Consider the following 23,114-nt stretch of genomic DNA (forward strand, 5'->3'; position numbering starts at 1 on the left):
TCGAATTATTTCTTCTGCTTGGCCGCGTATTCGCGGTTCAGGCGGCCCAAAATCTCCTGCGTGATATCGAGGCCTGGACGGGCGTAGGCGATGCTGCCGCCCCCGGCTACCAGTATCAGGTCGTAGTCGTGTTCCTTGCCGTAAGCCTCCAACAGCTTGTTGACGCGGGTGAGCACCTGCTCCGTCATCTTGGCTTCCTCTTGCTGAGCCTGCTGCTGTAATTGCTGCTGCTTGGCGGCCACCTGCTGCTCCTGCTGCTGCAGGCGCTGCACGGTGGCGGCGCGCTGTTCATCAGTCAGGCCAGCGGCCGTTTTCTCAAACGCCTGAGCGGCGGCTTGCAGGCCACGCACGTTTTGCTCGTGCTGCTTTTCCCAGCCGGCTACTTTGCGCTCAAAAGCCTTGCGGGCATCCTGCAGGCCTTTGTACCCATCCATCAGCTTGTTGGATTCCACGTAGGCCACCTTGCGCAGGTTGTCCTCTACGACGGGGGCTACGGCTGCAGCCGTGGCGGGGGCTGTCGCGCCCGAATCCACCGTTACCACGGCGGTTTGCTTAACCGGCGCCGAGGTAGCGGCCGCAGGGGCTGCCGAGGCGGCAGGCTTGGAAGCGAAGTGGAGGTAAAACAACACGCCGACGGCTATCAGCAGGATAGCGTTCAGCGCTAGTTGCAAAGTGTTTTTCATGCGACAGAAAAGCGAGTAACGGCCCCGGCGCAGCGCCGGGCCCCGACAAAGAAAAGCAGAATCGGGGGCTTTTGGTGCCAAGCACCTGCTGATGGGTGCTGGCTTGGCCGTTTCCCAGCGGCGCCACCCGAGGCATTACACCTCTACGACACCTCCGGCACGCCAATGTGCAGCAGCGCGTCGCCCTGGTTTACCACGGGCATATGATTCAGGCCGATAATGTAGCCGCTTACCGGCGTAAACAGCCGCACGGCCATTTCGCCGTAGGGGTCGGCGATGATGCCATATTCCTGGCCTTTCTCGATGTACTGCCCGGTGCTCATGCTAGTACGAAACAGCCCGGCAAACTTGGCCCGAAACCACGTGTGGCGGCGGCACACCACGGTGGCCTGCGTGGGCACGGGGGCGTCGGCCAGCATGCCAAGGTGCTGCAGGAAGCGAAAGGTGCCGGCCGTGGCTACCTCAATACCGTTTTCATCGAGGCGCAGCGATTCGCCGGTTTCGTACACGATGATGCGCCGCCCTTGGCGCATGGCCGCTTCACGTAAGGAGCCGGGCCGCAGATCGGCGTGCAAGCTGAAGGGCGCGGCAAAAGCGGCCGCCAACGCGTCGGTTTCGGCGTCTTCGCCCAGCACGCAGCGCACTTGCGGGTGGTTGGAACGGGCTGCCCCACCGGTGTGGTAATCGATGCCGTAGTCGACCAGCGGCATGATCTCGCGCATGAAGCGGTGCGCTACGCGGCTGGCCAACGAACCGCGTGGGGAACCGGGAAAGGAGCGGTTGACATCCTTGCCATCGGGCACTTCCCGCGAGAAGTTCAGGAAGCCATAGATATTCAGAATGGGAATGGCAATGATGCTGCCCTTGAGAGGCTGCAGTTGCCCCCGCCGAATCATGCGCCGGATGGTTTCGATGCCGTTTACCTCGTCGCCGTGCATACCGGCCATCAGTAGCACCGTGGGGCCGGGCTCTGTGGAGCGGAACACGTGCACCGGAATATCAATGACGGTGCCAGAGGGCAGCCGCGAAATGACAAGGCGCGTAACGGCTTCTTCGCCAGGCGCGATGAGCTGGCCGTTGAGGAGAAACTCAGGATTCTTAGCGGTGGAAGCAGCAGGGGTGTTCAATAGCGCAAAACAAGGGTGAAGACTGGGCAGTAGTTACGCTGCAAGCAGCAGCAACGCCGGTTGCCGAGCTTAATTTCCCAATAATTCCTGACTCCACGCTCAGCGGAGTGGGAGCGACAAATTCCCATTTCTTACGAGCAGGCTAAAGCCGGGCTCCCGAGCAAAGTGCAGGCTTGGTTCTAAGCTAGCCACAAGGTGCTCCGAGGCTGGAGCGCACTACACTCGGGGTTCGTCCGACTGGCTGTCGGGCAACGATACCCGTGACGTGGTTTGGCTGCTCTCCTTCTTCTTGACGCCCTTCTTCTTCTTGCTCAGCTCCTCGGTGTAATCGATGATTTTACCGGCAATGTCCAGCCCGGTGGCTTTTTCGATGCCCTCAAGGCCCGGTGAGGAGTTTACCTCCAGCACCAGCGGGCCGCGCTTGCTTTGCAGCATGTCCACGCCCGCAATACCTAGGCCCAGGGCTTTGGCGGCCAGCAGCGCTGCGGCTTTTTCGGCGCGGCTGAGCTTCACCAGCTTGCCGGTACCACCGCGGTGCAGGTTGGAGCGAAATTCGCCCTCCTTGCCCTGCCGCTTCATGGCCCCTACCACTTCCCCATTGACGATGAAAGCCCGCAGATCAGCGCCTTTGCTTTCGGCAATGAACTCCTGCACGATGATGCGGGCTTTGAGGTTGTGAAAGGCCTCGATAACCGACTGTGCTGCTTTTTCGGTTTCGGCCAGCACCACGCCCAGCCCTTGCGTGCCTTCCAGCAGCTTGATAATAACCGGCGCGCCGCCCACCTGCTGAATCATTTCCAGCACTTCCTCCGAGAAGTTGGTGAAGGCCGTTTTGGGCATGCCCACACCAGCCCGGGCCAGGATCTGCATGGAACGCAGCTTGTCGCGCGAACGAACGATGGCCTGGCTTTCGACGGCTGTGCGCACTTTCATCATCTCAAATTGTCGCACTACAGCCGTGCCGTAGAACGTGACCGAAGCCCCGATGCGCGGGATGATGGCGTCGAAGCCTTCCAAGCGGCGACCTTCGTAAATGATGCTTGGAGCACCTTTTTCCAGTACCAGGTTGCATTGCAAATGGTCTATTACCTCCACTTCGTGGCCGCGAAGCTGGGCCGCTTCTACCAGTCGCTTCGTGGAATATAGTTTGGACTCACGCGAGAGAATCGCCAGTTTCATAAGGGCGAGGATATAGCTGGGGAGGAAAAAACAGGGATGCCGACACCGGATTTAGTCCGGAATCGTGCGGTGTTGAGCCTTGTACGACAGGTTGCGCCGGGCCACATCCACTACCAGGCGCGCCTGCTGCAGCAGCACCCGCCCAATCAGTACCGGGTACTTCATGTCGGAACGGTCGGAAAGGGAAAATTCGGTTTCGAAGTCTTCCCCAAACAACCGGATGATGGCCCGGATGACGTAGCGTTCCTGCACTTCGCCGTTCGAGGAACGGATGTCGCGCAAGGAAAACTCTTCAAACTGCAGCGGCTTACCGTGAAAGGCCGGGTGCGCATCGTCGAGCAGCAGCACGCGCAACAAGGGCCGCCCATCCGGCAGGGTTTCCACGCGGATGTTGGAACAATGGATGGCGCCGGTATACGCGCCGGTATCCACCTTGGCTTCTACTCCCCGCAGTTGAAACTGCGGAAAGTCGACCAGCTCGCGGCGGCCTACGATGCGTTTCGGGGGTCGTCGGGGGTGGCTTTGTTTCACAGCAGCAAAATACGGGCGGCGCGCGCAGTCGACTGGCAGCCGGCGCGGTTTTTTTTCAAAAGGGGCTTCCTGAGCTCCTTATTGCGTTTTTAAGCGCTGCCCAATTAAGCTTTTATCGCTCCCACAACAAAAAGGCCCGCGCTACTGCGCAGGCCTTAAGCGGGTGCTCGTCTATGAGCTAGAGTGCAGCCGTTACCCGGCGTACGTAATCCGGTACACGCAATCGTTCTGGTCATCCGACACCAGCAACGAACCGTCGGGCAACACGAGCAAGGCCACGGGGCGCCCCCACGAACGTCCATTCTGCAGCCAGCCCGAAGCGAAGGTTTCGTAGCCAGTGGCCTTCTTGCCGCTGGCATCCACCTTCACCAGCGTAATGCGGTAACCGATTTTGGAAGAACGATTCCACGACCCGTGCTCGGGAATGAACACTTGGTTGCGGTACTGCGCCGGAAACATGGTGCCGGTATAAAACTTCATGCCCAGCGGCGCCACGTGCGGCCCCAGCTTTTGCGCCGGGGGCGTGTAGGTGCTGGCCGACTTGCCCTTACCGAACTGCGGGTCCAGCAGGTCGCCTTGGTGCACGTACGGGAAGCCAAAGTGCAGGCCGGGCGTGGGCAGGCGGTTTAGCTCGCAGGCGGGTTTGTCGTCGCCCAGCATGTCGCGTCCGTTGTCGGTAAACCACAGGGCTTTGTCCACAGGGCTCCAGTCGAAGCCGACGCTGTTGCGCACGCCGTAGGCCACCGTCTCCAGATCGGTGCCATCAGGATTCATGCGGTTGATAGTGGCGAAGATAGGTGACTCAGGCAGGCACACGTTGCAGGGCGCGCCCACCGGGATGTACAGCTTGCCATCGGGCCCGAAGTTGATGTACTTCCAGCCGTGGTGTTCCTTCGTTGGCAGCTGGTCATATACTACCACCGGCTTGGGGCTTTGTTTGAGCCGGGCGGCGATGTTGTCGTAGCGCAGAATGCGGCTGATTTCGGCCACGTACAGCGCACCATTGCGCACGGCTACGCCGTTGGGCTCGTTGAGGTCCGAAGCCACCGTCACCAGCTCATCGGCGCGGCCATCCTTGTTGCGGTCGGGCAGCGCATATACTTTGGTGCCGCGGGTACCCACGTACACGGTTCCATCGGAGCCGAGAGCCAAGGAACGGGCACCGGCTACATTCTGAGCGAAATAGCTGATACGAAAGCCCGCAGGCAGCTTGATTTGAGACAAGTCGCCGGGAGCCGGCGTGGTGGGGCGGGCCCCCGTCAGGGGCACCAGCAAGAGCAGGGGAAGCAATCGGCGGATCATACCTCCCCCAACCCCGTCGGGGGGGCAAAGGTTGCGCGCCGCCTTGTGGGCTAGATGCGGCCAGCCTCGCGCTGCCGCTGCAGCCGTTCGTATTCGCGCTCCGACCAATTGGCGGGGCCTATGATTCCATAGGTATTAAGCCCCTGAAAAGCCAAGCCGATGCCCCAAAAAAGCGTTGGCCAAATGGGCCACGGGAAAAAGTTTCGGTCAGCATACTGACCCGTCACAAACCAGATGCCCCACAGCAGCGCATTCACGCATAGGTACGTCACTGCGTGGGACTTGAAACGGACACGGGCTTTGGCCATGCGCCAGAGTTGCGGGTCGCGGGCTGAGGTTTCCATTACAATGACGGTTAAGTGAATTAATGATTCGAACCTATTGATTTGCCTTACTATATGCATCAACGAATACACTGAAGTGGCAACCTTTGGGGCTGAACCGTCTAATAAGACTTACGAACCGTTAGCAGCACATCTGATCTTACCCCTGTATTTGCCCCACTACCATGACCGCTCCCGCTTCACCTCAGACCTTCGGCCGCATCCAGCTCACTCAGGGCGACATCACCCGCATCGACACCGTGGCCATCGTCAACGCGGCGAATTCTTCGCTGCTGGGCGGTGGAGGGGTTGATGGCGCCATTCATCGCGCCGGCGGTGCCCAAATTCTGGACGAGTGCCGCTCTATTCGGGCCCGGCAGGGTAGTCTGGCCACCGGCCGGGCCGTGATGACCAGCGGCGGCAAGCTACCAGCCCGCCACGTGATACACACGGTGGGGCCGGTGTGGCAGGGTGGTGGCCAGGAGGAGCCGCAGTTACTAGCCAGCTGCTATCAGAATTCGCTGCAACTGGCGGCGCAGCACGGCTTGCGCAGCGTTGCCTTCCCAGGCATCAGCACCGGCATTTACGGTTACCCCAAGGCCGAAGCGGCCCGCATTGCGGTACAGACGGTGCGGGAATTCCTGGCCACGCACGACTTGCCCGAAACGGTAGTATTCGTCGTGTTAGACGCCGAGAACCTGCAGCTGTACGAACGGGAGCTACACGCGCAGGCCAAGTAGCCGCGGCGCGTTTTACTCCCAACGCAGCTCCTCCGGATGCCGCCTGAGGTAGCCTGCCACGTCATAAATAAGCCCGGCATGGCCTGCTTCCAGCAGCACGGTGTGCGCGTTGGTGAGCAAGCCGATGAATTCACGCAGCCCGGCGTGCGGAATCACGCGGTCGTACTTACCCAGGAAAAAAGTAATGGGCGTCGGGCGCCGGTTCAGCAGCTGTGCCAGCCGGCGCGTGTCAAATACCAAGTGACGAAAGCCCGTCCAGCTGCGGTACACACGCAGGCGCTTTTCGCGGCTTTCGAGCTGCCATTTGGCAAAGCCGACGAGGTTAGCATTTACCAGTTGGCGCTGCTTCAGGGTATCGAGCAGGTTCAGTAGGCGCTGGGGGCGCAGCACGGCCCGGCCCAGTACGCCGCGCATCCAGGGCGGATAGGTAGCCAAAGAGTACCAGAATTGCGTCTTGATGCCGTCCGGCGCAATCAGCCAGAGGTGTAAGACGCGTTCTGGCAAAGCTTCGGCCAGCGTCAAGGCAAATTTTGCCCCCATGCTGAAGGCCAACAGGCCGAATCGGTCGATTTGCTGCTCACTTAAAAACTGCGTCAACAGTTCCGTCAAGCGCCGCTTGGGTAGCGGCGCGTCGGCCTTTCCCAACCGGCTGCGGCCGTGGTAAAAAAGGTCGAAGGAGTACACCGTGATTCGCTCACCCAGCAAAGCAGCCACGTTACGCCAGTGGTTTTCACTCTGACCGTAGCCGTGAAAGGCCAGCACCGGCAACGGCCCGCGGCCATATACCTGGTAATGCAGCTTGGTACGGCCCGATTCAACAAACATGACTTAGGTGACAGGTGACAGGTGACAGGTGACAGGTGACAGGTTGTTACTGATCTAGTAAGCTTGTAGTTGCAACGGGTTGTCATCAAGAGCGACGCGAGGAATCTGGTAAGGTTCCATAAGACCCCAACACCCCATTCCTTGCGTTCCTCTTGCTGACAGCTAAACCTGCCCTTGTTACTTGTCACCTAGTCAACTACAGCTTCGCTACGCCGCCCGATACCACGAACTTCATTACCTGCGAACTGGGCAGGTCGAGGTGAATTACGTTTTCGCGGGGCACGAGCAGCAGCTCGCCCGAGAAGTTGTAAGAGTCGGGGAAGTACACGGCTGTGAGGTCGGCGCGGCTGATGGCTTCCATGGTTTCCTGCGTCACGAAGCCCAGCTTGTAGGCCTCGCTGCCTTTAAACACCTTCACCAGCACGGGGTGGTTGAATTTGGCTTCTTCGCCAAGCAGCGCGTCAAATACATCCTTGATACTGGAATACAGAATGCTGATGACCGGCAGCCGATTCAGAATCCGCTCGCCCAGCACAATAAACGGACGGACCTGCGACCCTACATATCCGACGACGGTCAGCAGCACCAGCACCATCCCGAGGCCTAGCCCCGGGTAGCCCACGTTGAACACGTCATCTAGCCAGTGGAAGATGGCCAGCAGGATGTAGATGGTAAGCGTAACGGGCGCCAGAATGAGCAGCCCGCGTAAGAAGTAGCCAATTATTTTTTTCATCACGGCGAAAAAAGAAAGCGCCCAGCCAAAGCCAGGCGCAAACTACCGAAAAGCCCTAGTACGGCGATGTACCAATGGCACGCGTTAAGCTACGGCCTCTCCCACTTCGGCAATGCGGTCGGCCACGCGCTGCATGAGCCACATGGGCGTGCTGGTAGCCCCGCAAATGCCTACTGAGGCAGTGCCTTCAAACCATTCTTCCTGCAATTCTTGCTCGTTTTCCACGAAGTAGCTGCGCGGGTTGGTCTGATTCACGACCTGAAACAAGGCTTTGCCATTGGAACTCTTGCGGCCGCTCACAAAGACCACTACGTCGTGCTCCACCGCAAACTTGCGCAGTTGCGGCTCGCGGTTGGACACCTGCCGGCAGATGGAGTCGTTGGCATCGAAAGCAGTCAGTTCGCCGCCAGCGGCCGCGATACGCTCCTCGATGAGCTGCTTCATATGGTAAAAGCCGGCCGTACTCTTGGTGGTCTGGCTGAACAGCGTGACGGGCCGTCGGAAATCGATCTGGTCGAGGTCCTGCTCGGTCATCACCACGATGGCGCGGTTGCCGGTTTGGCCGTTCAGGCCCGTTACCTCGGCGTGGCCGGGCTGCCCGTAGAGCACGATTTGGCCATCCTGGCGCTGCGTTACGTCGAAGGCATGCTTCACGCGGTTCTGCAGCTTCAGCACCACCGGGCACGATGCGTCGATCAGCTCGATGTTGTTCTGCAAGGCCAACTGGTAAGTTTCGGGCGGCTCGCCGTGAGCCCGGATGAGCACCTTGCAGTCGTGCAGCTCGCGCAGTTGCTCCCGGTCGATGATGCGCAGGCCCTGCTGGTGCAGGCGCTCCACCTCCATGCGGTTGTGCACGATGTCGCCCAAGCAATACAGCGCCTCCGACTGCGCCAGCTCGTCTTCTGCCATCTGAATGGCATATTCCACGCCGAAGCAGTAGCCTGAGTTTTTATCGATAGTGACGTTCATGTCAGACGGGTTCTTAAAGCCGGGCCGGCTTGCCTGCCTCAGGCTTGCCGACTAACGTGCATCCAAGCACGAATCATTCCAACGATGCAGTAGCAGACTGGTTGTCAGGAATTAGTTGTTCTCGGCGGCGCGCAGTCCGTCTACCAGTATCGATGACACGCGCTCCAGCACGAAATCAACCTGCTCATCAATGGTGATGTGCGAGGTGTCGAGCAGCACAGCATCGGAGGCGCGGCGCAGTGGGCTTTCGGCGCGGGTAGAATCCAGGTAGTCGCGTTTCTGCAGGTTCACCACGATGTCGTCGAGGCTGACCATTTCGCCTTTGGCAGCCAGCTCCGTTTGGCGGCGCATGGCCCGAATGTGCACGTCGGCCGTCATAAACACCTTCACCTCGGCATCCGGAAACACGGTGGTTCCAATGTCGCGGCCATCCATCACCACGCCGCGCTTGCGCGCCATGCGCTGCTGCTGGCGCACCATGGCGTGGCGTACGGCCGGAATGACCGACACCTCGCTCACGGAGTTGGAGATACGCATCTGGCGAATGTCATCCTCGCGAATCGCGCCGTCGAGACACAACTCGTTGCGTCCCGTTCGGCGGTTTCGCTTGAAGGTAATCTGCATTTGGTGGAGGGCTTCCTCCACCCGTGGCAAGTCCTCGAACGAGATGTTGTGCTCGAGGAGGTAAAGCGTGACCCCGCGGTACATAGCCCCGGTGTCGATATAAGCATAGCCAAGTTCGGCGGCAACGGCTTTGGCCGTGGTGCTTTTGCCGCAGGAAGAGTAGCCGTCGATGGCTATGACGATGTTTTTCATCTAGATGGTGAGCGGTCGGCGGGCCGTCGTCGGGAGCGGGAGCGGAATCCACGTCAACCGGCGAGCGGGCTGCGCCGACAGGCGCTCGGGTACCGATTGGTAAAACCCGACCACCGATTCGGTGAGTCCATGCGTCAGTTGCCGGTCCACGTGCTCGAACGGCCGCACAAAGGTATGCGCTCCAAGTTGGATGCCCACAACTCCGGCCGCATTGTGTTGCCACTGCCCCCCAAAAGCGCGAATGATGCACTCGCCCAAAAAGCAACCTAACGCATTGACTACGTTGGGCTTTTCAGCCTCACCGATTTCGGTGCGCTGTTGTTCGATAAAGTCAGTCAAGACCCGCACGGCGGCTTCGTCGAAAGCGGGTACATTGAGTTGTTGCCGCACAGATTCGGCGGCTGAACGCAACTCTTCCATGGCAATAGGAGAAATAGAAAGAAGGAAAGAAAGCCAACCCCCCGAAGGGGTAATTACGTAGTTACAAGTTTTTTGTGATTTAGCCGAACGTATGGGCAAAAAAAACGCCCCAGATGGGGCGATTATTAGAATCGAATAAGATGATTTAAAGAAAGTACCAAAGCGAAATTCCGCTAGATCCAGCCCTTGCGTTTGGACGGTTCAGCTAATCGAGCCGGAATGGAAGCATAGAATTCGGCTACGGATTCCTTCAAGCCGTTGTCGAGCTGCAGCATCACCCGGAAGAAAGGGTTAAAGAACCGTTCGCCGCGGAAGCCCACGCCGGTGGTGCCATCGGGGGCCGAGGCCCACTCGCCCTCGTATCCCTGCACGAGGCACTGCCCGAAGAAGGCGCCCAGTGCGATTACCACACCTTGGATGTTGTCGCGGGTGAGCAGCGGCCGCTGCTCTTCGATGAATTCGGTGAGGCGCTGCACAGCGGCTTCGTCGAACTCATTGGCCTTTAATTGCTGGCGGACGGCCTCAGCAGCTTGCTGAAGGTGGGCTAGTTCGTGGTGGGACATGGCCGCAGTAGTTTGTTTATGGAGTTGACGCAGGTACGGTAGTGTTGGTTGCGCGTGCCCATTCGGCGTACATGTTCATCAGCTTGCGCATGTGCTGAGGACCAAGCTTGCCCTTGCGAATGCCTTCCGCTGCTGCGGGGCAGGCGCCGAACAAGGGTAACATAGCCGCAGTGAAGGTGCCGCGCCCCTGAGGTACACGCACTGCAGAGCCGTTTACAGCCTGTACCATCACGAAACGTTCACCTTCTCCGGAGTGCTGGTTGAATTCCGGCAATAAACCGTGGCTGCCTTCTGGCCCTTGGTAGAAGTACAAGACGTGCTTCGTGGTCCGGTACAGCTGTTTACTAAAGGCATTGGTGACCTGACCGTGATTGTGCACGTAGTAGCCTTGCGGAATACCAAAAGTATCTTGCCTGATTGTGAAGCGAATCACTTCACCAGGCAGGTATTGCTTTTTACCTTTTGTACCCACCTCCCGCACACTAAGCAGTTCTCCGCCTTCAGAATACAAGCGGCCGCTATGCCAATTTCCGTCCGCCGTTTGGTAAGTACCTGGTTTGTGTTTTTTCATTTTGACGACGGGGAGCGTCATCATACCTGGTCCTTGAGCAGCCGCCTCAAGGCAACAACCAAGTAGCAACATTGCGCCACTTATTACAGCTACTCTCATAAAGTAACTAGGACTTACTTAGTAGCCTCTTGTGGCTGTGAAGGCGCAAAGGCGGCCGTAGTGTCAAACCCAGTGGGTTTCCACTTGAGATAAGCCAGCAAGATAGAACGCGTATGCAAAGGCTCCAGTACGTTGGTCCGAAGCTGCTCAGCCAGCTTCGGATGGTCGCCGACGAGCAACAGCATGGCCGCCCGGTAATCCTTGGGTTTATTGGGCAGCACCAGCACTTTGCCATCGGGGAACCGTAGCATCGGCAGCACACCAGCGGCTGCATGATACTCCAGCAGTTCCACTTTCTCATGTCGCCACGTACGGCGGCCGAGCGTGGGCGCAGCGGTCAGCGCATTGGCATTTGGGAACTTTACATTACGCACCACCACAAACGTATCAGTCCGCACCACCACTTGCTGCACCTTTTCCAAGCTCAGTTCCTGCGTCTCCTTGCCGCTGCCCACTGTCAGCAGAGTGTTGGAGAGCAGCACCTTTCCGGGCTGCCAGTCGGACTCAGCCAGCTGATAGCTACCGGGGCCTTTGATTTGAAACTGATTGTCAGCGGTGGCAAGCATCACGGCACTCGTGCCGAGGCGGGTGGCTGCCATTATCAGGCCGATCTGCGCGTGGCTGGCGGTGCTCATTCCTAAAGCAGCTACCAGCGTGGCGGCGCAAAAGAAACGGCGGAGTAAAGGTTGGGGCATAAATAAACGGAAAGGGTAAGACTGCAAATAGTATAAGCTAACCTTGGCAGCTCGGTTAATGGCTGTCGCAGGGGCAGGGCGTATTGCCGCCTTTGGCTTTGCGCTTAAAGGAGGCAGTCTTCTTTTGCTGGGCCGTGCGACGGGCGCAGCCGGAAGTAACAGGCAAGGTGGCCGCCAGGGTTATCACCGCCAGCAGCATGGTTAGCGTCTTTCTCACCGATAATCGAATTTCAAACAAAGATAACCTTCTTTGTCCGCTGGCTTCAACGCCGCCCAATACTGTTTTCGTTCTTCTGAGATATGTCTGCTGATTTTTCCCTGCGCGCCAACGTCGTCGATATCCTTGCCCAAACGGCCCGCCCAGCCACGCTGCATGTGGCGGCTGGTCAGATAGCCCGCATCGCCTACTACGACAACGCCGCCTCCCCTGCCGATGCAGCTCTGCCCTACGCCCTGCCGGGCTTCGTGGACGCCCACGTACACGTAGAAAGCTCGCTGCTGGTGCCGGCGGAGTTTGCTCGCTTGGCGGTAGTGCACGGCACCATAGCAACGGTGTCCGATCCACACGAAATCGGCAACGTGCTGGGTGTGGCCGGCGTGGAGTTTATGCTCGACAATGCCCGGCAGTCGCCGTTTCATTTCTGCTTCGGGGCGCCGTCCTGCGTGCCGGCCACCATCTTCGAGACGGCCGGTGCCACCATCACCGCCGAGGATATTGAGCAGTTGTTTCAGAAGCCCGAAATTGGGTACTTGGCCGAGATGATGAACTGGCCCGGCGTGCTGCACGGTGACCCAGATGTGCTGCGCAAAATCCAGCTGGCGCGGCAGTACAACCGGCCCGTTGACGGGCACGCGCCCGGCCTGCGCGGCGACGATGCCCGCCGCTACGCTGCAGCCGGCATGAGCACCGACCACGAGTGCTTCACCGCCGAAGAGGCGCTGGATAAGCTGGCCTGTGGCATGCATATACTGATCCGGGAAGGCTCGGCGGCCCGCAACTTCGATGCACTGGTGGACTTGCTGCATGAGCATTCGGCGCACATCATGTTCTGCTCCGACGACAAGCACCCCGATTCATTGGTACTGAACCACATCGACGACCTCGTGCGGCGGGCCGTGGCCCGGGGCATTGAGGTATGGAAAGTACTACGTGCCGCCTGTCTGAACCCCGTGCAGCACTACCGACTGCCCGTGGGCCAACTGCGCGAAGGCGACGCCGCCGATTTTATCGTGGTCGATAACCTGCAGGACTTTCGGGTGCAGCAAACCTACCTGCGCGGTGAGTTGGTGGCCGAACAAGGTCGCGCCCTGCTTCCGCCCGGCCAAAACGGCGCCCCCAACAACTTTCACGCCCGCCCGGTGCAACCTCAGGACTTCGCCCTAGCCGCTGCCGATGCCACGGCCACCGCCGCCTCGGTGCGTGCTATTCGTTGCTACGACGGCCAGCTTATCACCAGCGCCGATCCGGCCAGCATACCCGTTCAAAACGGCTTTCTTCAGCCCGACGTAGCCAATGACGTGCTGAAACTCACCGTGGTCAACCGCTACGAAGCCGGTGCAGCTCCCGCCGTTGCGTTTATCCGCGGCTTCGGGCTGCAGCGTGGTGCTTTGGCCAGCAGCGTCGGGCACGATTCGCACAACATCACCGCCGTGGGCTGTTCGGACGAGGCCATAGCCCGTGCCGTGAATCTGGTAATCGAAGCAAAGGGAGGCCTAGCAGCCGTAGGTGCCGATGGCGAGGAATTGCTGCTACCGCTGCCCGTAGCAGGCCTTATGTCCGATGGCGAAGGCTACGCCGTGGCCGATGCGTACACGGCCATCGACCAACTCGCCAAGCAACTTGGCAGTCCTTTGCGGGCACCGTTTATGACGTTGTCGTTTATGGCCTTATTGGTGATTCCGGCCCTCAAGCTCAGTGACAAAGGCTTGTTTGATGGCGAGAAGTTCGAGTTCGTGCCCGTACTAATGTAACCCAAGGCACAACCTCACCAGACTGCCGAGCATTGCGCACAGTCCATAAAAAAACCGCTGCGCAGGCGTGCCGCAGCGGTTTTTTATGGGCTGTGCGAGGCTTAATTCGCAAAGGCAAACCGCTTATCCAGCAGCATGCGCATTTTCTCTTCGGTGAGCGGCTTGGCTAGGTATTCCACGCCTTCGTACTGAGCCACGCGGGTGGTATCAGCCGAGTGCATGGAAGTAGTGAGCACCGTCATGACGGTTTTCTCGCGCACTTCCGGCGCCAAGCGGCTGTACTTCGTCAGAAATTCGAAGCCATCCATTCCGGGCATTTTCAAGTCGACGAACACCAGGTCCGGCGCAGCAGCGGAATCATTACCCCAAAGCTGATTGAACGCCTGCTCAGCGTTGGTAAACAAGGTAATGTTCTCAGCCAACTCCAGCCGCTGCAGCAAGCGGTTGTTCAGAAAACTGGTAGTTTCGTTGTCGTCGATCAGGACGACGTGTTGAAGCTTACGTGACATATCGTGGACCTGGTTTATCGTTGAACATAACCGGCCACGCCTTGCAGTCGGAATACTAAGATACTGAAAATTAATCGAGCCAACCCTGCTCGCGCATCCAGTCGTCGTTGTAGACTTTGCCTAGGTAGCGCGTGCCATGGTCGGGCAGAACGATGACCATCACGTCGTCGGCCTTCAGATTTTCCTTGGCATACTCTAGGGCGCCGTGCACGGCAGAGCCGCACGACCACCCCACGAACAAGCCTTCTTCTTTGGCCAGACGGCGCGTCATCACGGCGGCTTCTTTATCGCCAACCTTGATGAAGAGGTCGATCAGGTCGAAGTCGACATTTTTGGGCAAAATGTCTTCGCCGATACCTTCCGTCTTGTACGGGTAGATTTCGTTTTCGTCGAAGATGCCTGTCTCCTTGTATTTCTTGAATACCGAGCCGTAGGTATCCAGGCCCACCGTCACGAGGCTCGGATTCTGCTCCTTTAGGTACTTGCTGGTGCCGCAAATGGTGCCGCCCGTACCCACGCCGCAGGCGTAGTGGGTGATTTTGCCCTCGGTCTGCTGCCACAGCTCCGGGCCAGTAGTATCGTAGTGCGCCGCCGAGTTTGACATGTTGTCGTACTGGTTCGGGTAGAACGAGTTCGGAATTTCAGCGTTCAGCTTGCGCGCTACAGAATAGTAAGAGCGGGGGTCATCGGGAGTCACGTTGGTAGGGCACACGATGACCTCGGCGCCTACCGCCCTCAGGATGTCCTGCTTTTCCTTGCTCTGCTTGTCCGACATCGTGAAGATGCACTTGTAGCCTTTGGCAATGGCGGCCAGCGCGAGGCCCATGCCGGTGTTGCCGGAAGTGCCCTCAATGATGGTGCCGCCGGGCTTCAGCAGGCCAGCTTTTTCGGCGTCCTCGATCATGCGCAGGGCCATGCGGTCCTTTACCGAGTTGCCAGGATTGAAATACTCCACCTTTGCCAGGATGGTGCCGGGAATGCCGTCGGCTACTTTATTCAGCTTTACCAACGGCGTATTACCGATGGCTTCAACGATGTTGTTAAGGTACATGAGTGGGAGGTTGGGAAAGCGCAAAGGTAAGAAAACCCGTAGCCTGCTGCCCGTTATTATCACAGTTAAGCGCACGATAACACGGTGTGGGGCTGTTGCGTTCCGCGCCGCCGTAATGGTATCGGGTGCTTTACTCGGCAGGAATGCCACGCAGGCGGGTTGCCCCGCTGCCTGAAAAGCCTACCTTTGCGGACGGCTCGCCGTAGGCGGGCTTTTCCTCTGATTTATCTTCACTCCATTCCCACATGAGCGTACTGGTCAATAAGGACTCGAAAGTGATTGTGCAGGGTTTCACGGGCTCCGAAGGCTCGTTCCATGCCCAGCAGATGATGGACTACGGCACCAACGTCGTGGGCGGCGTAACGCCCGGCAAAGGCGGCCAGACCCACCTCGGCAAGCCCGTATTCAACACCGTAGCCGACGCCGTACGCGAAACCGGCGCCGACACCACCATCATTTTCGTGCCCCCGGCTTTTGCCGCTGACGCTATTATGGAGGCTGCTGATGCCGGCATCAAGGTTATCGTAACCATCACCGAAGGCATTCCGACCAAGGACATGATTGCGGTGAAGGAATACCTGCAAGGCCGCGAAGGCCTGCGCATGATCGGCCCGAACTGCCCCGGCGTAATGACGGCTGGCGAGTGCAAAGTGGGCATCATGCCCGGCTTTATTTTCCAGAAAGGTAAAATCGGTATTGTATCGAAGTCCGGTACGCTGACCTACGAAGCAGTAGACCAGCTGACCAAAGCTGGCCTGGGCCAGACCACGGCTATCGGCATCGGCGGTGACCCCATCATCGGCACCACCACCAAAGAAGCGGTAGAGCTGCTGATGAACGACCCCGAAACCGAGGGCATCGTGATGATCGGGGAAATCGGCGGTGGCATGGAAGCCGAAGCGGCTCGCTGGATCAAAGAAACCGGCAACAAGAAACCCGTAGTTGGCTTCATCGCCGGCCAGACGGCGCCTCCCGGCCGCCGCATGGGTCACGCCGGTGCCATCGTAGGCGGCGCCGACGACACGGCTGCGGCTAAAATGGCTATCATGCGTGAGTGCGGCATCCACGTGGTGGACTCGCCAGCCGAAATCGGTGACACGATGCTGCGCGTGCTGCAAGGCGACAAAGTGACGGCATAAACGTTGACTGCCTCTTCGTGAGAAAAGCCCCGGTCGTTCTTCAACGGCTGGGGCTTTTAGTATGGCCTTATTTCATGTAAGGTCTGCAAAGTTGTCCATGAAGTATGAATTGGCATCGTTAGCGCATACTTCTGCAAAACTTTGCCTCGATGGTCCCATTTCTCTCAAAAGACGTTCTTCAATTTCCGCAAAACTGACATCAGTATAAGTATACTCCTCCAGCGGATGTGAATTGTCAGCAGCATATAGAAGTCGGTCTCCGCCAAGGCTATACACTACTTGCTGAAAGTATTTCCGCCATTTGTTGCGGTAATAGGTAGGATCGGAACCATCCCGCATCTGTAAACAGAACCATTGTCGGTAGCGAAACGGCGGGTTCCAGAATTCTATGTAATGCTCCTCGGCTGTGATGGTTAGTGCAAACGGACCGACGAATTCTAAAACATGGTCGCGGGCATAGTCAAAACTGCTTTCTTGTTGCCATACCCAATCCGTTCTCTGAATGGCCGATTTCATATCGGTTCGGTTCGCGTACCATTCCTTAGCACAGGAAAGTAGAAAACCCGACTCCGTAAGCGTAATTCTATTTAGTATATCCTCTATTTCTTGGGCTACATCCCCTACGCTTCTTTGCTTGAATCTGATTGTGTGATTTGCAATCGGCCTTAGATCTGTTCCCATACTCCTCCGATTTTGACTTCGTCTGCCTACTCCCCTCGCCCGTCGCCGCCCACGTTGATGATCAATCCTAGGCTGAACACGGAATTACCGGCGGTGAGGTACTTGCGGTTTTTCAGGCCGAAGTTCCAGCCGCTCATGGCCTGAAACTTCAGTGGGCCTACCAGCCCGATGCGCGTGTAGCTTACGGGCTCAAAGAATATGTTGTCTTCGCTGGGAATGAGCTGGCCGTTGAGGCGCAACTCGGGCGTGTTCATGTAGCTTAGGCGCAAGGCGGCACCGTAGCGGAAGGGCCAGGTGCGGCCCAAAAATTCAAACTCTTCGCGGTCTTTCTTGGTGTAGTTTACCTGGGCAAAGTATTTCTCTAGCCGCGCTTCCACGGTTTTGGTGATTTCGCCGCTGGCAGTGCGCTCGGTTAGCTTGCTTTTGCCGTAGCCGGCACCGGCGTACACTTCCAGAATGCGCCCCTTATCAGCGCCGAAGCGTGTGTAATAGCCCGCGCCTACTTCGCCGAAGTCCTGGTCGTAGACTTTGCGCTTGCGGTTAGTGTGCAGGAAGGAGCCGGTGGCAATCAGGCCCACATGCTCCCCGGCGGCGTATGCGCCCTGGGCGGTGACGTTGGCCTTCCAGTCGGAGTGCAGGCCGCCACTAAACTCGCCCTTTTGGGTAAGCATGGGCGCAGCGGCGGGAGGAGGAAAATGAACGGAGGAGCAGCCGCTCACGAGCGGCAGGCCCAGCAGCAACAGTCGACGTACGGCCACAACAAAAGGAATGGGTGTGCGCTTCCAACGCATGAAGCGCCAATTCGTTGTATAAAAACCTCGTCTGTTCTCCATAGGCTCCCAACTCGTTGAAGCCCCAAGTTTACACATACGAGTGATATTGAGCACTTCAACGCCCTAATAGTTGTCCAGGCTAGGCCAAGAATCCACTGGCCGTGGAGCTAACGCCGGCCAGTACGTTGCGCTGATTAAGCCTACCCGGGCCGGCCTTTTAAACACTACTTGCCCGCATCGAGCGCAACGTCTGCGCGAACGTAGAGAGGGCCCAAACGCAACTGGCCCGCCGCAACAGCAGTTGCGGCGGGCCAGCAAGGCTTTATGCTATTGTAGTTATGCAGCTTTACAGCGAAACTACTTTGCTACTTGGCGTACGCTACGGCACGCATTTCGCGAATTACCGTCACCTTGATCTGGCCGGGGTACTGCATTTCCTTCTCGATTTTTTGCGAAATCTCGGAAGATAGCTCCTGGGCACGGTCGTCGGTTACGTTCTCAGCATCTACAATCACGCGCAGCTCGCGGCCTGCCTGAATGGCATAGCACTGATTTACGCCTTTGAAGGCATGGGCGGTTTCTTCCAACTGCTTCAGGCGCTTGATGTAGCTTTCCATCATCTCACGGCGGGCGCCGGGGCGCGAGCCGCTGATGGCGTCGCAGGCCTGGATAATGGGCGAAATCAGGGCGGTCATTTCCATCTCATCGTGGTGGGCGCCGATGGCATTGACCACGTCGGGGTGCTCTTTGTACTTCTTGGCCAGCTCCATACCAAGGATGGCGTGGGGCAATTCGGGCTCTTCAGCACTTACTTTTCCGATGTCGTGCAGCAGACCGGCACGCTTGGCATGCTTAACATTCAGGCCCAACTCGGCAGCCATGGTAGCACACAAGTTGGCTACTTCGCGGGAGTGCTGCAGCAGGTTCTGTCCGTAAGAGGAACGGAAGCGCATGCGGCCTACCATCTTGATCAGTTCAGGGTGCAGACCATGAATACCGAGGTCCACGATAGTACGTTCACCAATTTCGACGATTTCCTCCTCGATGTTCTTGCGCGTCTTGGCTACGATTTCTTCTATGCGGGCCGGGTGAATGCGTCCGTCTTTCACCAGCAAATGCAGCGAGAGGCGAGCAATTTCGCGGCGCACCGGGTCGAAGCCTGAAATAATGATGGCTTCGGGCGTATCGTCCACGATGATTTCGACGCCGGTAGCGGCTTCCAAGGCACGAATATTCCGGCCTTCCCGGCCGATAATCTTGCCCTTTACATCATCGGATTCGATGTTGAACACCGACACGCAGTTCTCAATGGCGTGTTCGGCGGCGGTGCGCTGAATGGTTTCCAGCACTACTTTCTTGGCGTCTTTGGTAGCCGTGAGGCGGGCCTGCGCTACGGTGTCCTTAATGTAAGACGACGCCTGAATTTGGGCTTCATTCTTGAGCGACTCCACTAGTTGCTCCCGGGCTTCGGCAGCGGTAAGGCCAGCAATAGCTTCCAGCTTCTGCTGCAGCTCGTGGCGCATACCTTCGGCTTCCTGCTGCTCGCGGTGCAGGCGGTCTTCTAGCTGCTCGTGCGCCGCACGGCGCTTTTCTTCCTGGGATTCAAACTTCTCCTGCAGGCGCTGGGCCTCGTTGGAAACCTTCTCACGCAGCGTATCAAGTTCTTTCTCTTTGCGCTGCACTTGCTCCAGCTGGCGCTGGGTGGCTTGGGTAAGCTGCTTGATGCTGGCTTCCTGCTGCACCACTACTTCGCGGCGCTGGGCGAGGTCTTGGTCGGCATCCTGACGTAGACGACGCAGTTCCTGCTCAGACTCATTCCGAATCTGACGAGCTTTGTCTTTGGCTTGCTGAATCCGCTCCTCGCGGATGCGGTTGGCTTTGGCTTCGGCCTCCTGCAGGAGCTCCTGAGCGCGGGCCTGAGCCTGCGCTTCGGCGTCCTGCCGGGCTTTGCCTGCCACCTGCCGGCCGATGAAGAAGCCCACGGCAAGGGCTACTACGGCTGCCAGCACGATGTATAATATGTCGGGCATGGTATGGTGTATGTGGGGAAGATGGAACAAACACCATAGCCTGCGCAAAGCGTTCTGCCGCAACGGCAGTCACCAGCCGGGCCGTCTGCCCAAGGCCGTAAGCGAAATCGATGTTAGGCGAGTACCACCGAAGCCAGTAGCTGATCGAGGCGCGCCAAGCGCTCCGTCAGTGCGGCGTCGGTACCGTCCTTTTCCTTCACGGCCTTCATGCGGTCGGCCAATGTGGTAAGCGCAATCATGGCCAGCAGGTCCTGCTTGTCCTGAATGCCGTATTGTTCCCGAAATTCCTTGATCCTCTCGTTCAGAAGGCGGCCCGCTAAGCGCAGACGCTCCTCTTCCTGCGGCGACACCCGTAGGGGGTAGTCACGGTCGGCAATGCGGATTTTAATGGCTAATTCGGTCACAGTCGCGGGTGCTTGGGGTGGGTCGGTGGTTTAGGCTACTCCCTCAAATAGGCAAGGCACTTATCTAGTTCGCGGATGTATTCGTTGAGACGTTGTTTCAGCTCGGTTGCGGTAGCCGGTTCGCCAGCTATGGTGTTAGCAAGTTTAACAATATTTTCCTGGTTCTGGTGCTCTCGTAGCTGCCTATCCCGGTCACGCACCTCGGCCTGAAGCTGCTGAATGGTGGTGTTGGCATCGGCCAGCTCCTCGCGCACTTGCTGATAGGCAGCCACTAAGGTGGCTACCTGCCGTTCCAATCGGTCGAGTTGGGCAAGCTGCTGGGTTGAGGCCATGAAGTAGGAATTTCAGGCAAAATACATTGTAGCGCGGACTTTGCCTTCGCCGTCCGGCCGTTGCCAGCCCGCATCCTTGGATAGTAATTTTCAATCGTGCGGTTGTGCAACGATTAAGAATAGCATCCGCGGACGCGGGCTGGCAACGACCGGACAGCGGAGCGAAAGCCCGCGCTACTTCGTTCTACTTTCGAATTACGGCACCGGCTTGCTGCTCGAACTGCGCCATCAGCTTTTGCATCACCTGATCAATGGCCTGATCGGTGAGGGTGCGCTCGGGGTCTTGCAGCACGAAGCTCAGCGAGTAGGACTTTTTACCCTGGCCGAGGTTTTCGCCTTGGTACACGTCGAACACGTTTACTTCGCGCAGCAGCTTCTTCTCGGCTTTGGTAGCAATCTGGCGCAACTGCTCGAAGCTCACGCCTAAGTCCACTACCAACGACAGGTCGCGGCGAACTTCCGGGAACTTGGCTGGCTCCTGCACAGTGAGGGCGCCGCGGTATTTCTTCGTCAGCCAGGCCCAGTCCAGCTCGGCGTACCACACGGGCTGCGTCACGTCCATCTGCTTCAGCACCTTGGCCGACACGCTGCCGAGGTGCACGACGGGCTGGTTGTGGAGCGTGAGCGTGAGGCCGCCGTTGAGGTAGGGGTGCTGTACGGGCTGCTGGCCGGGCTGCGCGTGGCCGAGACTGCGCAACACTTGTAGCACGGCGCCAGCCAGATGGTGGTAAGCTGTTTTCTCGTCTTTCTGCTGCCAGGTTTCGGCCTGCACGTTGCCGGTCAGGAAGATGGCCAGCGTGGGGCGCTCCTTGTAGGAACCGTCGGGCTGACGGTGGTAGCTGCGGCCAAACTCGTAGAGCTTCAGGTCGCGCTGCCGGCGGTTGACGTTGTGACGGATGATTTCCAGGCCCGAGTGCAGCAGCGTGGGCCGCATTACGTCGAGGTCGGCCGAGTTATAGTTCAGCACACGCACTAACTCGGCGGTTGGCTGCTCCGCGGTTTCGAAATAGCGCGAGTTGGTGAGCGAGTTCGTCACGATTTCCGAGTAGCCCTGCCCACTGAGCAGCTGGCTGGCGTCGCGGCGCAGCAGCTCGGGGTCGGGCTGGGGGAAGCGGGCCAGGAAGGCGGCAGCGTTGTGCTGGCGCAGCGGCACGTGGTCGTAACCGTAGATGCGCAGAACTTCCTCCACCACATCGGCCTCCCGGGTCACGTCCACGCGGTAGGGCGGCACAGCCAGAATCCACTCGGGGCCACCCGTTACGTCGTTGTTTTCCTCGGTGATGAGAATATCGAGGTCGGTAAGGATTTGACGGATGCGGTCGGGGGCGATGTAATGCCCGATGAGCTTTTCTACCCGCGGCAGCAGCAGGCGCACCGGTGTGTGCTCGATGTGCGTGGGGTACACATCCACGATGGGGGCGGCCACGCGGGCACCAGCTACTTCCTGCAGCAACAGGGCAGCACGCTTGAGGGCCAGCGGCACCATGTGCGGATCGGTGCCCCGCTCAAAGCGGAACGAAGCATCGGTTTTGAGTTGGTGGTTTTGGGCCGTTTTGCGGGCTACGGCAGGATTGAAGTACGCGCTTTCAAGGAATACGCGGGTGCTGCCTTCATTCACGCCCGAGGTTTTACCGCCGAATACGCCGGCCAGGGCTAAGGCATTTCCTTGGGCGTCGGCAATGATGAGGTCTTCGGCCTTAAGGGTACGCTCGATGCCGTCCAATGTGGCAAGCGTTTCGCCCGCGGCGGCGCGGCGCACCCGAATGCCGTTGCCGCCGATCTGGTCGGCGTCGAAGGCGTGCAAGGGCTGCCCTAACTCGTGCAGCACGTAGTTGGTTACGTCCACCACGTTGTTGATGGGCGACAGACCGATGTTGCGCAGGCGGCGCTGCAGCCACTCCGGCGATGGGCCCACCTGCACACCTTCCAGCAGCAGACCGGCGTAGCGCGGGCAGCCTTCGGCATCCTCAATCTGCACACTTACCGGTGTGGCTTCAACCTGAGCCGGGGCGTGAAAGTGGCTGATGTCGGGCAGCTGCAGGGGCTGGCGCAGCAGGGCGCGCAGGTCGCGGGCCACGCCGAAGTGCGAGGCGGCGTCAGCCCGGTTGGGCGTCAGGCCGATTTCGAACACGTGGTCCGACGACAAACCAAAGTACTCGGCGGCCGGCGTGCCATTGGGCAGGTCAGTATCGAGCACCATGATGCCGGCGTGCGAGCTGCCCAGGCCGATTTCGTCCTCGGCGCAGATCATGCCTTCGGAGGCTGCACCCCGAATCTTCGACTTTTTGATTTTAAACGGCTCGCCGCTGCTGGGATGCAGCACGGCGCCTTCCAAGGCCACTACCACGCGCTGGCCGGCGGCCACGTTGGGAGCACCGCACACGATGTTGCGCGGGGTACTGTCACCCACGTCGACGGTAGTGATGCTGAGCTTGTCGGCATCGGGGTGCTTGTCGCGGGTGAGCACCGTGCCCAGCACCACGCCCTGCAGACCGCCGGGCACGCTTTCCAGTTCTTCCACGCCTTCTACTTCGAGGCCGGAGCTGGTGAGCAGGGCCGAAATATCGGCAGCAGATTTATCGGTGGGGAAAAGCGTGCGGAGCCAGTCGAGGGAAATCTTCATAGTAGTTATCAGTAGTCAGCGGCCG

The 23,114-nt window shown here is 58.7% G+C and carries 25 protein-coding genes and 1 pseudogene; 3 read left to right on the top strand and 23 right to left on the bottom strand.

Translation table 11 applies throughout. The annotated features are described in order from the left end of the window. Positions 1–5: 5 nt before the first annotated feature. The 6 genes from AC5FXY_RS05815 to AC5FXY_RS05840 all read right to left on the bottom strand — a co-directional run bounded on the left by AC5FXY_RS05815 (position 6) and on the right by AC5FXY_RS05840 (position 5,166). Positions 6–683: an OmpH/Skp family outer membrane protein gene (locus AC5FXY_RS05815; RefSeq protein WP_493555700.1), complete on the bottom strand. Its 678-nt coding sequence runs from the start codon at positions 681–683 to the stop codon at positions 6–8. 143 nt (positions 684–826) lie between these two features. After that, a complete protein-coding gene (locus AC5FXY_RS05820; RefSeq protein ID WP_493555701.1) occupies positions 827–1,810 on the bottom strand; it encodes a succinylglutamate desuccinylase/aspartoacylase family protein in 984 nt (327 codons plus the stop codon). A 216-nt stretch (positions 1,811–2,026) separates the two neighbouring features. Continuing rightward, positions 2,027–2,989 (bottom strand): 30S ribosomal protein S6--L-glutamate ligase, encoded by a 963-nt coding sequence (gene rimK, locus AC5FXY_RS05825; RefSeq protein ID WP_493555702.1) that lies wholly within the window; start codon positions 2,987–2,989, stop codon positions 2,027–2,029. A gap of 51 nt (positions 2,990–3,040) precedes the next feature. Beyond that, entirely contained in the window at positions 3,041–3,520 is a 480-nt protein-coding gene (locus AC5FXY_RS05830) for an ATP-dependent zinc protease family protein (RefSeq protein WP_493555703.1), read from the bottom strand. A 192-nt stretch (positions 3,521–3,712) separates the two neighbouring features. Next, positions 3,713–4,810: a PQQ-dependent sugar dehydrogenase gene (locus AC5FXY_RS05835; RefSeq protein WP_493555704.1), complete on the bottom strand. Its 1,098-nt coding sequence runs from the start codon at positions 4,808–4,810 to the stop codon at positions 3,713–3,715. A 62-nt stretch (positions 4,811–4,872) separates the two neighbouring features. Then, on the bottom strand, positions 4,873–5,166 hold the full coding sequence (locus tag AC5FXY_RS05840; RefSeq protein WP_493555705.1) for a 2TM domain-containing protein: 294 nt from the start codon (positions 5,164–5,166) through the stop codon (positions 4,873–4,875). A gap of 164 nt (positions 5,167–5,330) precedes the next feature. Between AC5FXY_RS05840 and AC5FXY_RS05845 the strand changes: the two genes are divergently transcribed. Beyond that, the gene (locus AC5FXY_RS05845; protein WP_493555706.1) at positions 5,331–5,885 is read left to right on the top strand and encodes an O-acetyl-ADP-ribose deacetylase; all 555 of its coding nucleotides are present in this window, start codon (positions 5,331–5,333) and stop codon (positions 5,883–5,885) included. A 12-nt stretch (positions 5,886–5,897) separates the two neighbouring features. Here AC5FXY_RS05845 and AC5FXY_RS05850 read toward each other — a convergent pair whose 3' ends face one another. The 9 genes from AC5FXY_RS05850 to AC5FXY_RS05890 all read right to left on the bottom strand — a co-directional run bounded on the left by AC5FXY_RS05850 (position 5,898) and on the right by AC5FXY_RS05890 (position 11,793). Beyond that, positions 5,898–6,710: an alpha/beta fold hydrolase gene (locus AC5FXY_RS05850; RefSeq protein ID WP_493555707.1), complete on the bottom strand. Its 813-nt coding sequence runs from the start codon at positions 6,708–6,710 to the stop codon at positions 5,898–5,900. A 196-nt stretch (positions 6,711–6,906) separates the two neighbouring features. Continuing rightward, positions 6,907–7,443: a DUF502 domain-containing protein gene (locus tag AC5FXY_RS05855; RefSeq protein ID WP_493555708.1), complete on the bottom strand. Its 537-nt coding sequence runs from the start codon at positions 7,441–7,443 to the stop codon at positions 6,907–6,909. An 84-nt stretch (positions 7,444–7,527) separates the two neighbouring features. Continuing rightward, positions 7,528–8,412: a 4-hydroxy-3-methylbut-2-enyl diphosphate reductase gene (locus AC5FXY_RS05860; protein WP_493555709.1), complete on the bottom strand. Its 885-nt coding sequence runs from the start codon at positions 8,410–8,412 to the stop codon at positions 7,528–7,530. 111 nt (positions 8,413–8,523) lie between these two features. Continuing rightward, positions 8,524–9,228, bottom strand: coding sequence for a (d)CMP kinase (gene cmk / locus AC5FXY_RS05865; protein ID WP_493555710.1), 705 nt, complete (start codon positions 9,226–9,228; stop codon positions 8,524–8,526). Next, positions 9,229–9,648, bottom strand: a complete 420-nt coding sequence (locus AC5FXY_RS05870; RefSeq protein ID WP_493555711.1) for a hypothetical protein — start codon at positions 9,646–9,648, stop codon at positions 9,229–9,231. Between the two features lie 173 nt (positions 9,649–9,821). Further along, complete coding sequence (locus AC5FXY_RS05875) at positions 9,822–10,211, bottom strand: hypothetical protein (protein ID WP_493555712.1); 390 nt, start codon at positions 10,209–10,211, stop codon at positions 9,822–9,824. Between the two features lie 16 nt (positions 10,212–10,227). Then, positions 10,228–10,806 (bottom strand): hypothetical protein, encoded by a 579-nt coding sequence (locus AC5FXY_RS05880; RefSeq protein WP_493555713.1) that lies wholly within the window; start codon positions 10,804–10,806, stop codon positions 10,228–10,230. Between the two features lie 89 nt (positions 10,807–10,895). After that, positions 10,896–11,576 (bottom strand): hypothetical protein, encoded by a 681-nt coding sequence (locus AC5FXY_RS05885; protein ID WP_493555714.1) that lies wholly within the window; start codon positions 11,574–11,576, stop codon positions 10,896–10,898. Positions 11,577–11,631: 55 nt separating this feature from the next. Next, a complete protein-coding gene (locus tag AC5FXY_RS05890) occupies positions 11,632–11,793 on the bottom strand; it encodes a hypothetical protein (RefSeq protein WP_493555715.1) in 162 nt (53 codons plus the stop codon). A gap of 83 nt (positions 11,794–11,876) precedes the next feature. Here AC5FXY_RS05890 and ade point away from each other — a divergent pair, with 83 nt between their 5' ends. Beyond that, a complete protein-coding gene (gene ade, locus AC5FXY_RS05895) occupies positions 11,877–13,547 on the top strand; it encodes an adenine deaminase (RefSeq protein ID WP_493555716.1) in 1,671 nt (556 codons plus the stop codon). A gap of 101 nt (positions 13,548–13,648) precedes the next feature. Here the strand turns inward: ade and AC5FXY_RS05900 are convergent, their stop codons facing one another. Together AC5FXY_RS05900 and AC5FXY_RS05905 are read right to left on the bottom strand one after the other, a co-directional pair. Further along, positions 13,649–14,056: a response regulator gene (locus tag AC5FXY_RS05900; protein WP_493555717.1), complete on the bottom strand. Its 408-nt coding sequence runs from the start codon at positions 14,054–14,056 to the stop codon at positions 13,649–13,651. A 73-nt stretch (positions 14,057–14,129) separates the two neighbouring features. After that, positions 14,130–15,107, bottom strand: a pseudogene (locus tag AC5FXY_RS05905) (PLP-dependent cysteine synthase family protein); the annotation flags it as partial. Positions 15,108–15,352: 245 nt separating this feature from the next. Between AC5FXY_RS05905 and sucD the strand changes: the two are divergent. Further along, on the top strand, positions 15,353–16,246 hold the full coding sequence (gene sucD / locus AC5FXY_RS05910) for a succinate--CoA ligase subunit alpha (RefSeq protein ID WP_493555718.1): 894 nt from the start codon (positions 15,353–15,355) through the stop codon (positions 16,244–16,246). A 72-nt stretch (positions 16,247–16,318) separates the two neighbouring features. Here the strand turns inward: sucD and AC5FXY_RS05915 are convergent, their stop codons facing one another. The 6 genes from AC5FXY_RS05915 to pheT all read right to left on the bottom strand — a co-directional run bounded on the left by AC5FXY_RS05915 (position 16,319) and on the right by pheT (position 23,089). After that, entirely contained in the window at positions 16,319–16,762 is a 444-nt protein-coding gene (locus AC5FXY_RS05915) for a hypothetical protein (protein WP_493555719.1), read from the bottom strand. Positions 16,763–16,953: 191 nt separating this feature from the next. Next, on the bottom strand, positions 16,954–17,685 hold the full coding sequence (locus AC5FXY_RS05920; protein WP_493555720.1) for a hypothetical protein: 732 nt from the start codon (positions 17,683–17,685) through the stop codon (positions 16,954–16,956). 380 nt (positions 17,686–18,065) lie between these two features. Then, positions 18,066–19,730, bottom strand: coding sequence for a ribonuclease Y (gene rny, locus AC5FXY_RS05925; RefSeq protein WP_493555721.1), 1,665 nt, complete (start codon positions 19,728–19,730; stop codon positions 18,066–18,068). Positions 19,731–19,843: 113 nt separating this feature from the next. Next, positions 19,844–20,134 carry a cell division protein ZapA gene (locus AC5FXY_RS05930; RefSeq protein WP_493555722.1) on the bottom strand — a complete coding sequence of 97 codons (291 nt, stop codon included), beginning with the start codon at positions 20,132–20,134 and terminating at the stop codon, positions 19,844–19,846. 35 nt (positions 20,135–20,169) lie between these two features. Further along, positions 20,170–20,466 (bottom strand): hypothetical protein, encoded by a 297-nt coding sequence (locus AC5FXY_RS05935; protein WP_493555723.1) that lies wholly within the window; start codon positions 20,464–20,466, stop codon positions 20,170–20,172. A 184-nt stretch (positions 20,467–20,650) separates the two neighbouring features. Beyond that, positions 20,651–23,089, bottom strand: coding sequence for a phenylalanine--tRNA ligase subunit beta (pheT, locus tag AC5FXY_RS05940; RefSeq protein ID WP_493555724.1), 2,439 nt, complete (start codon positions 23,087–23,089; stop codon positions 20,651–20,653). Positions 23,090–23,114 lie beyond the last annotated feature (25 nt).

Source organism: Hymenobacter sp. FMD4 (assembly GCF_058932745.1).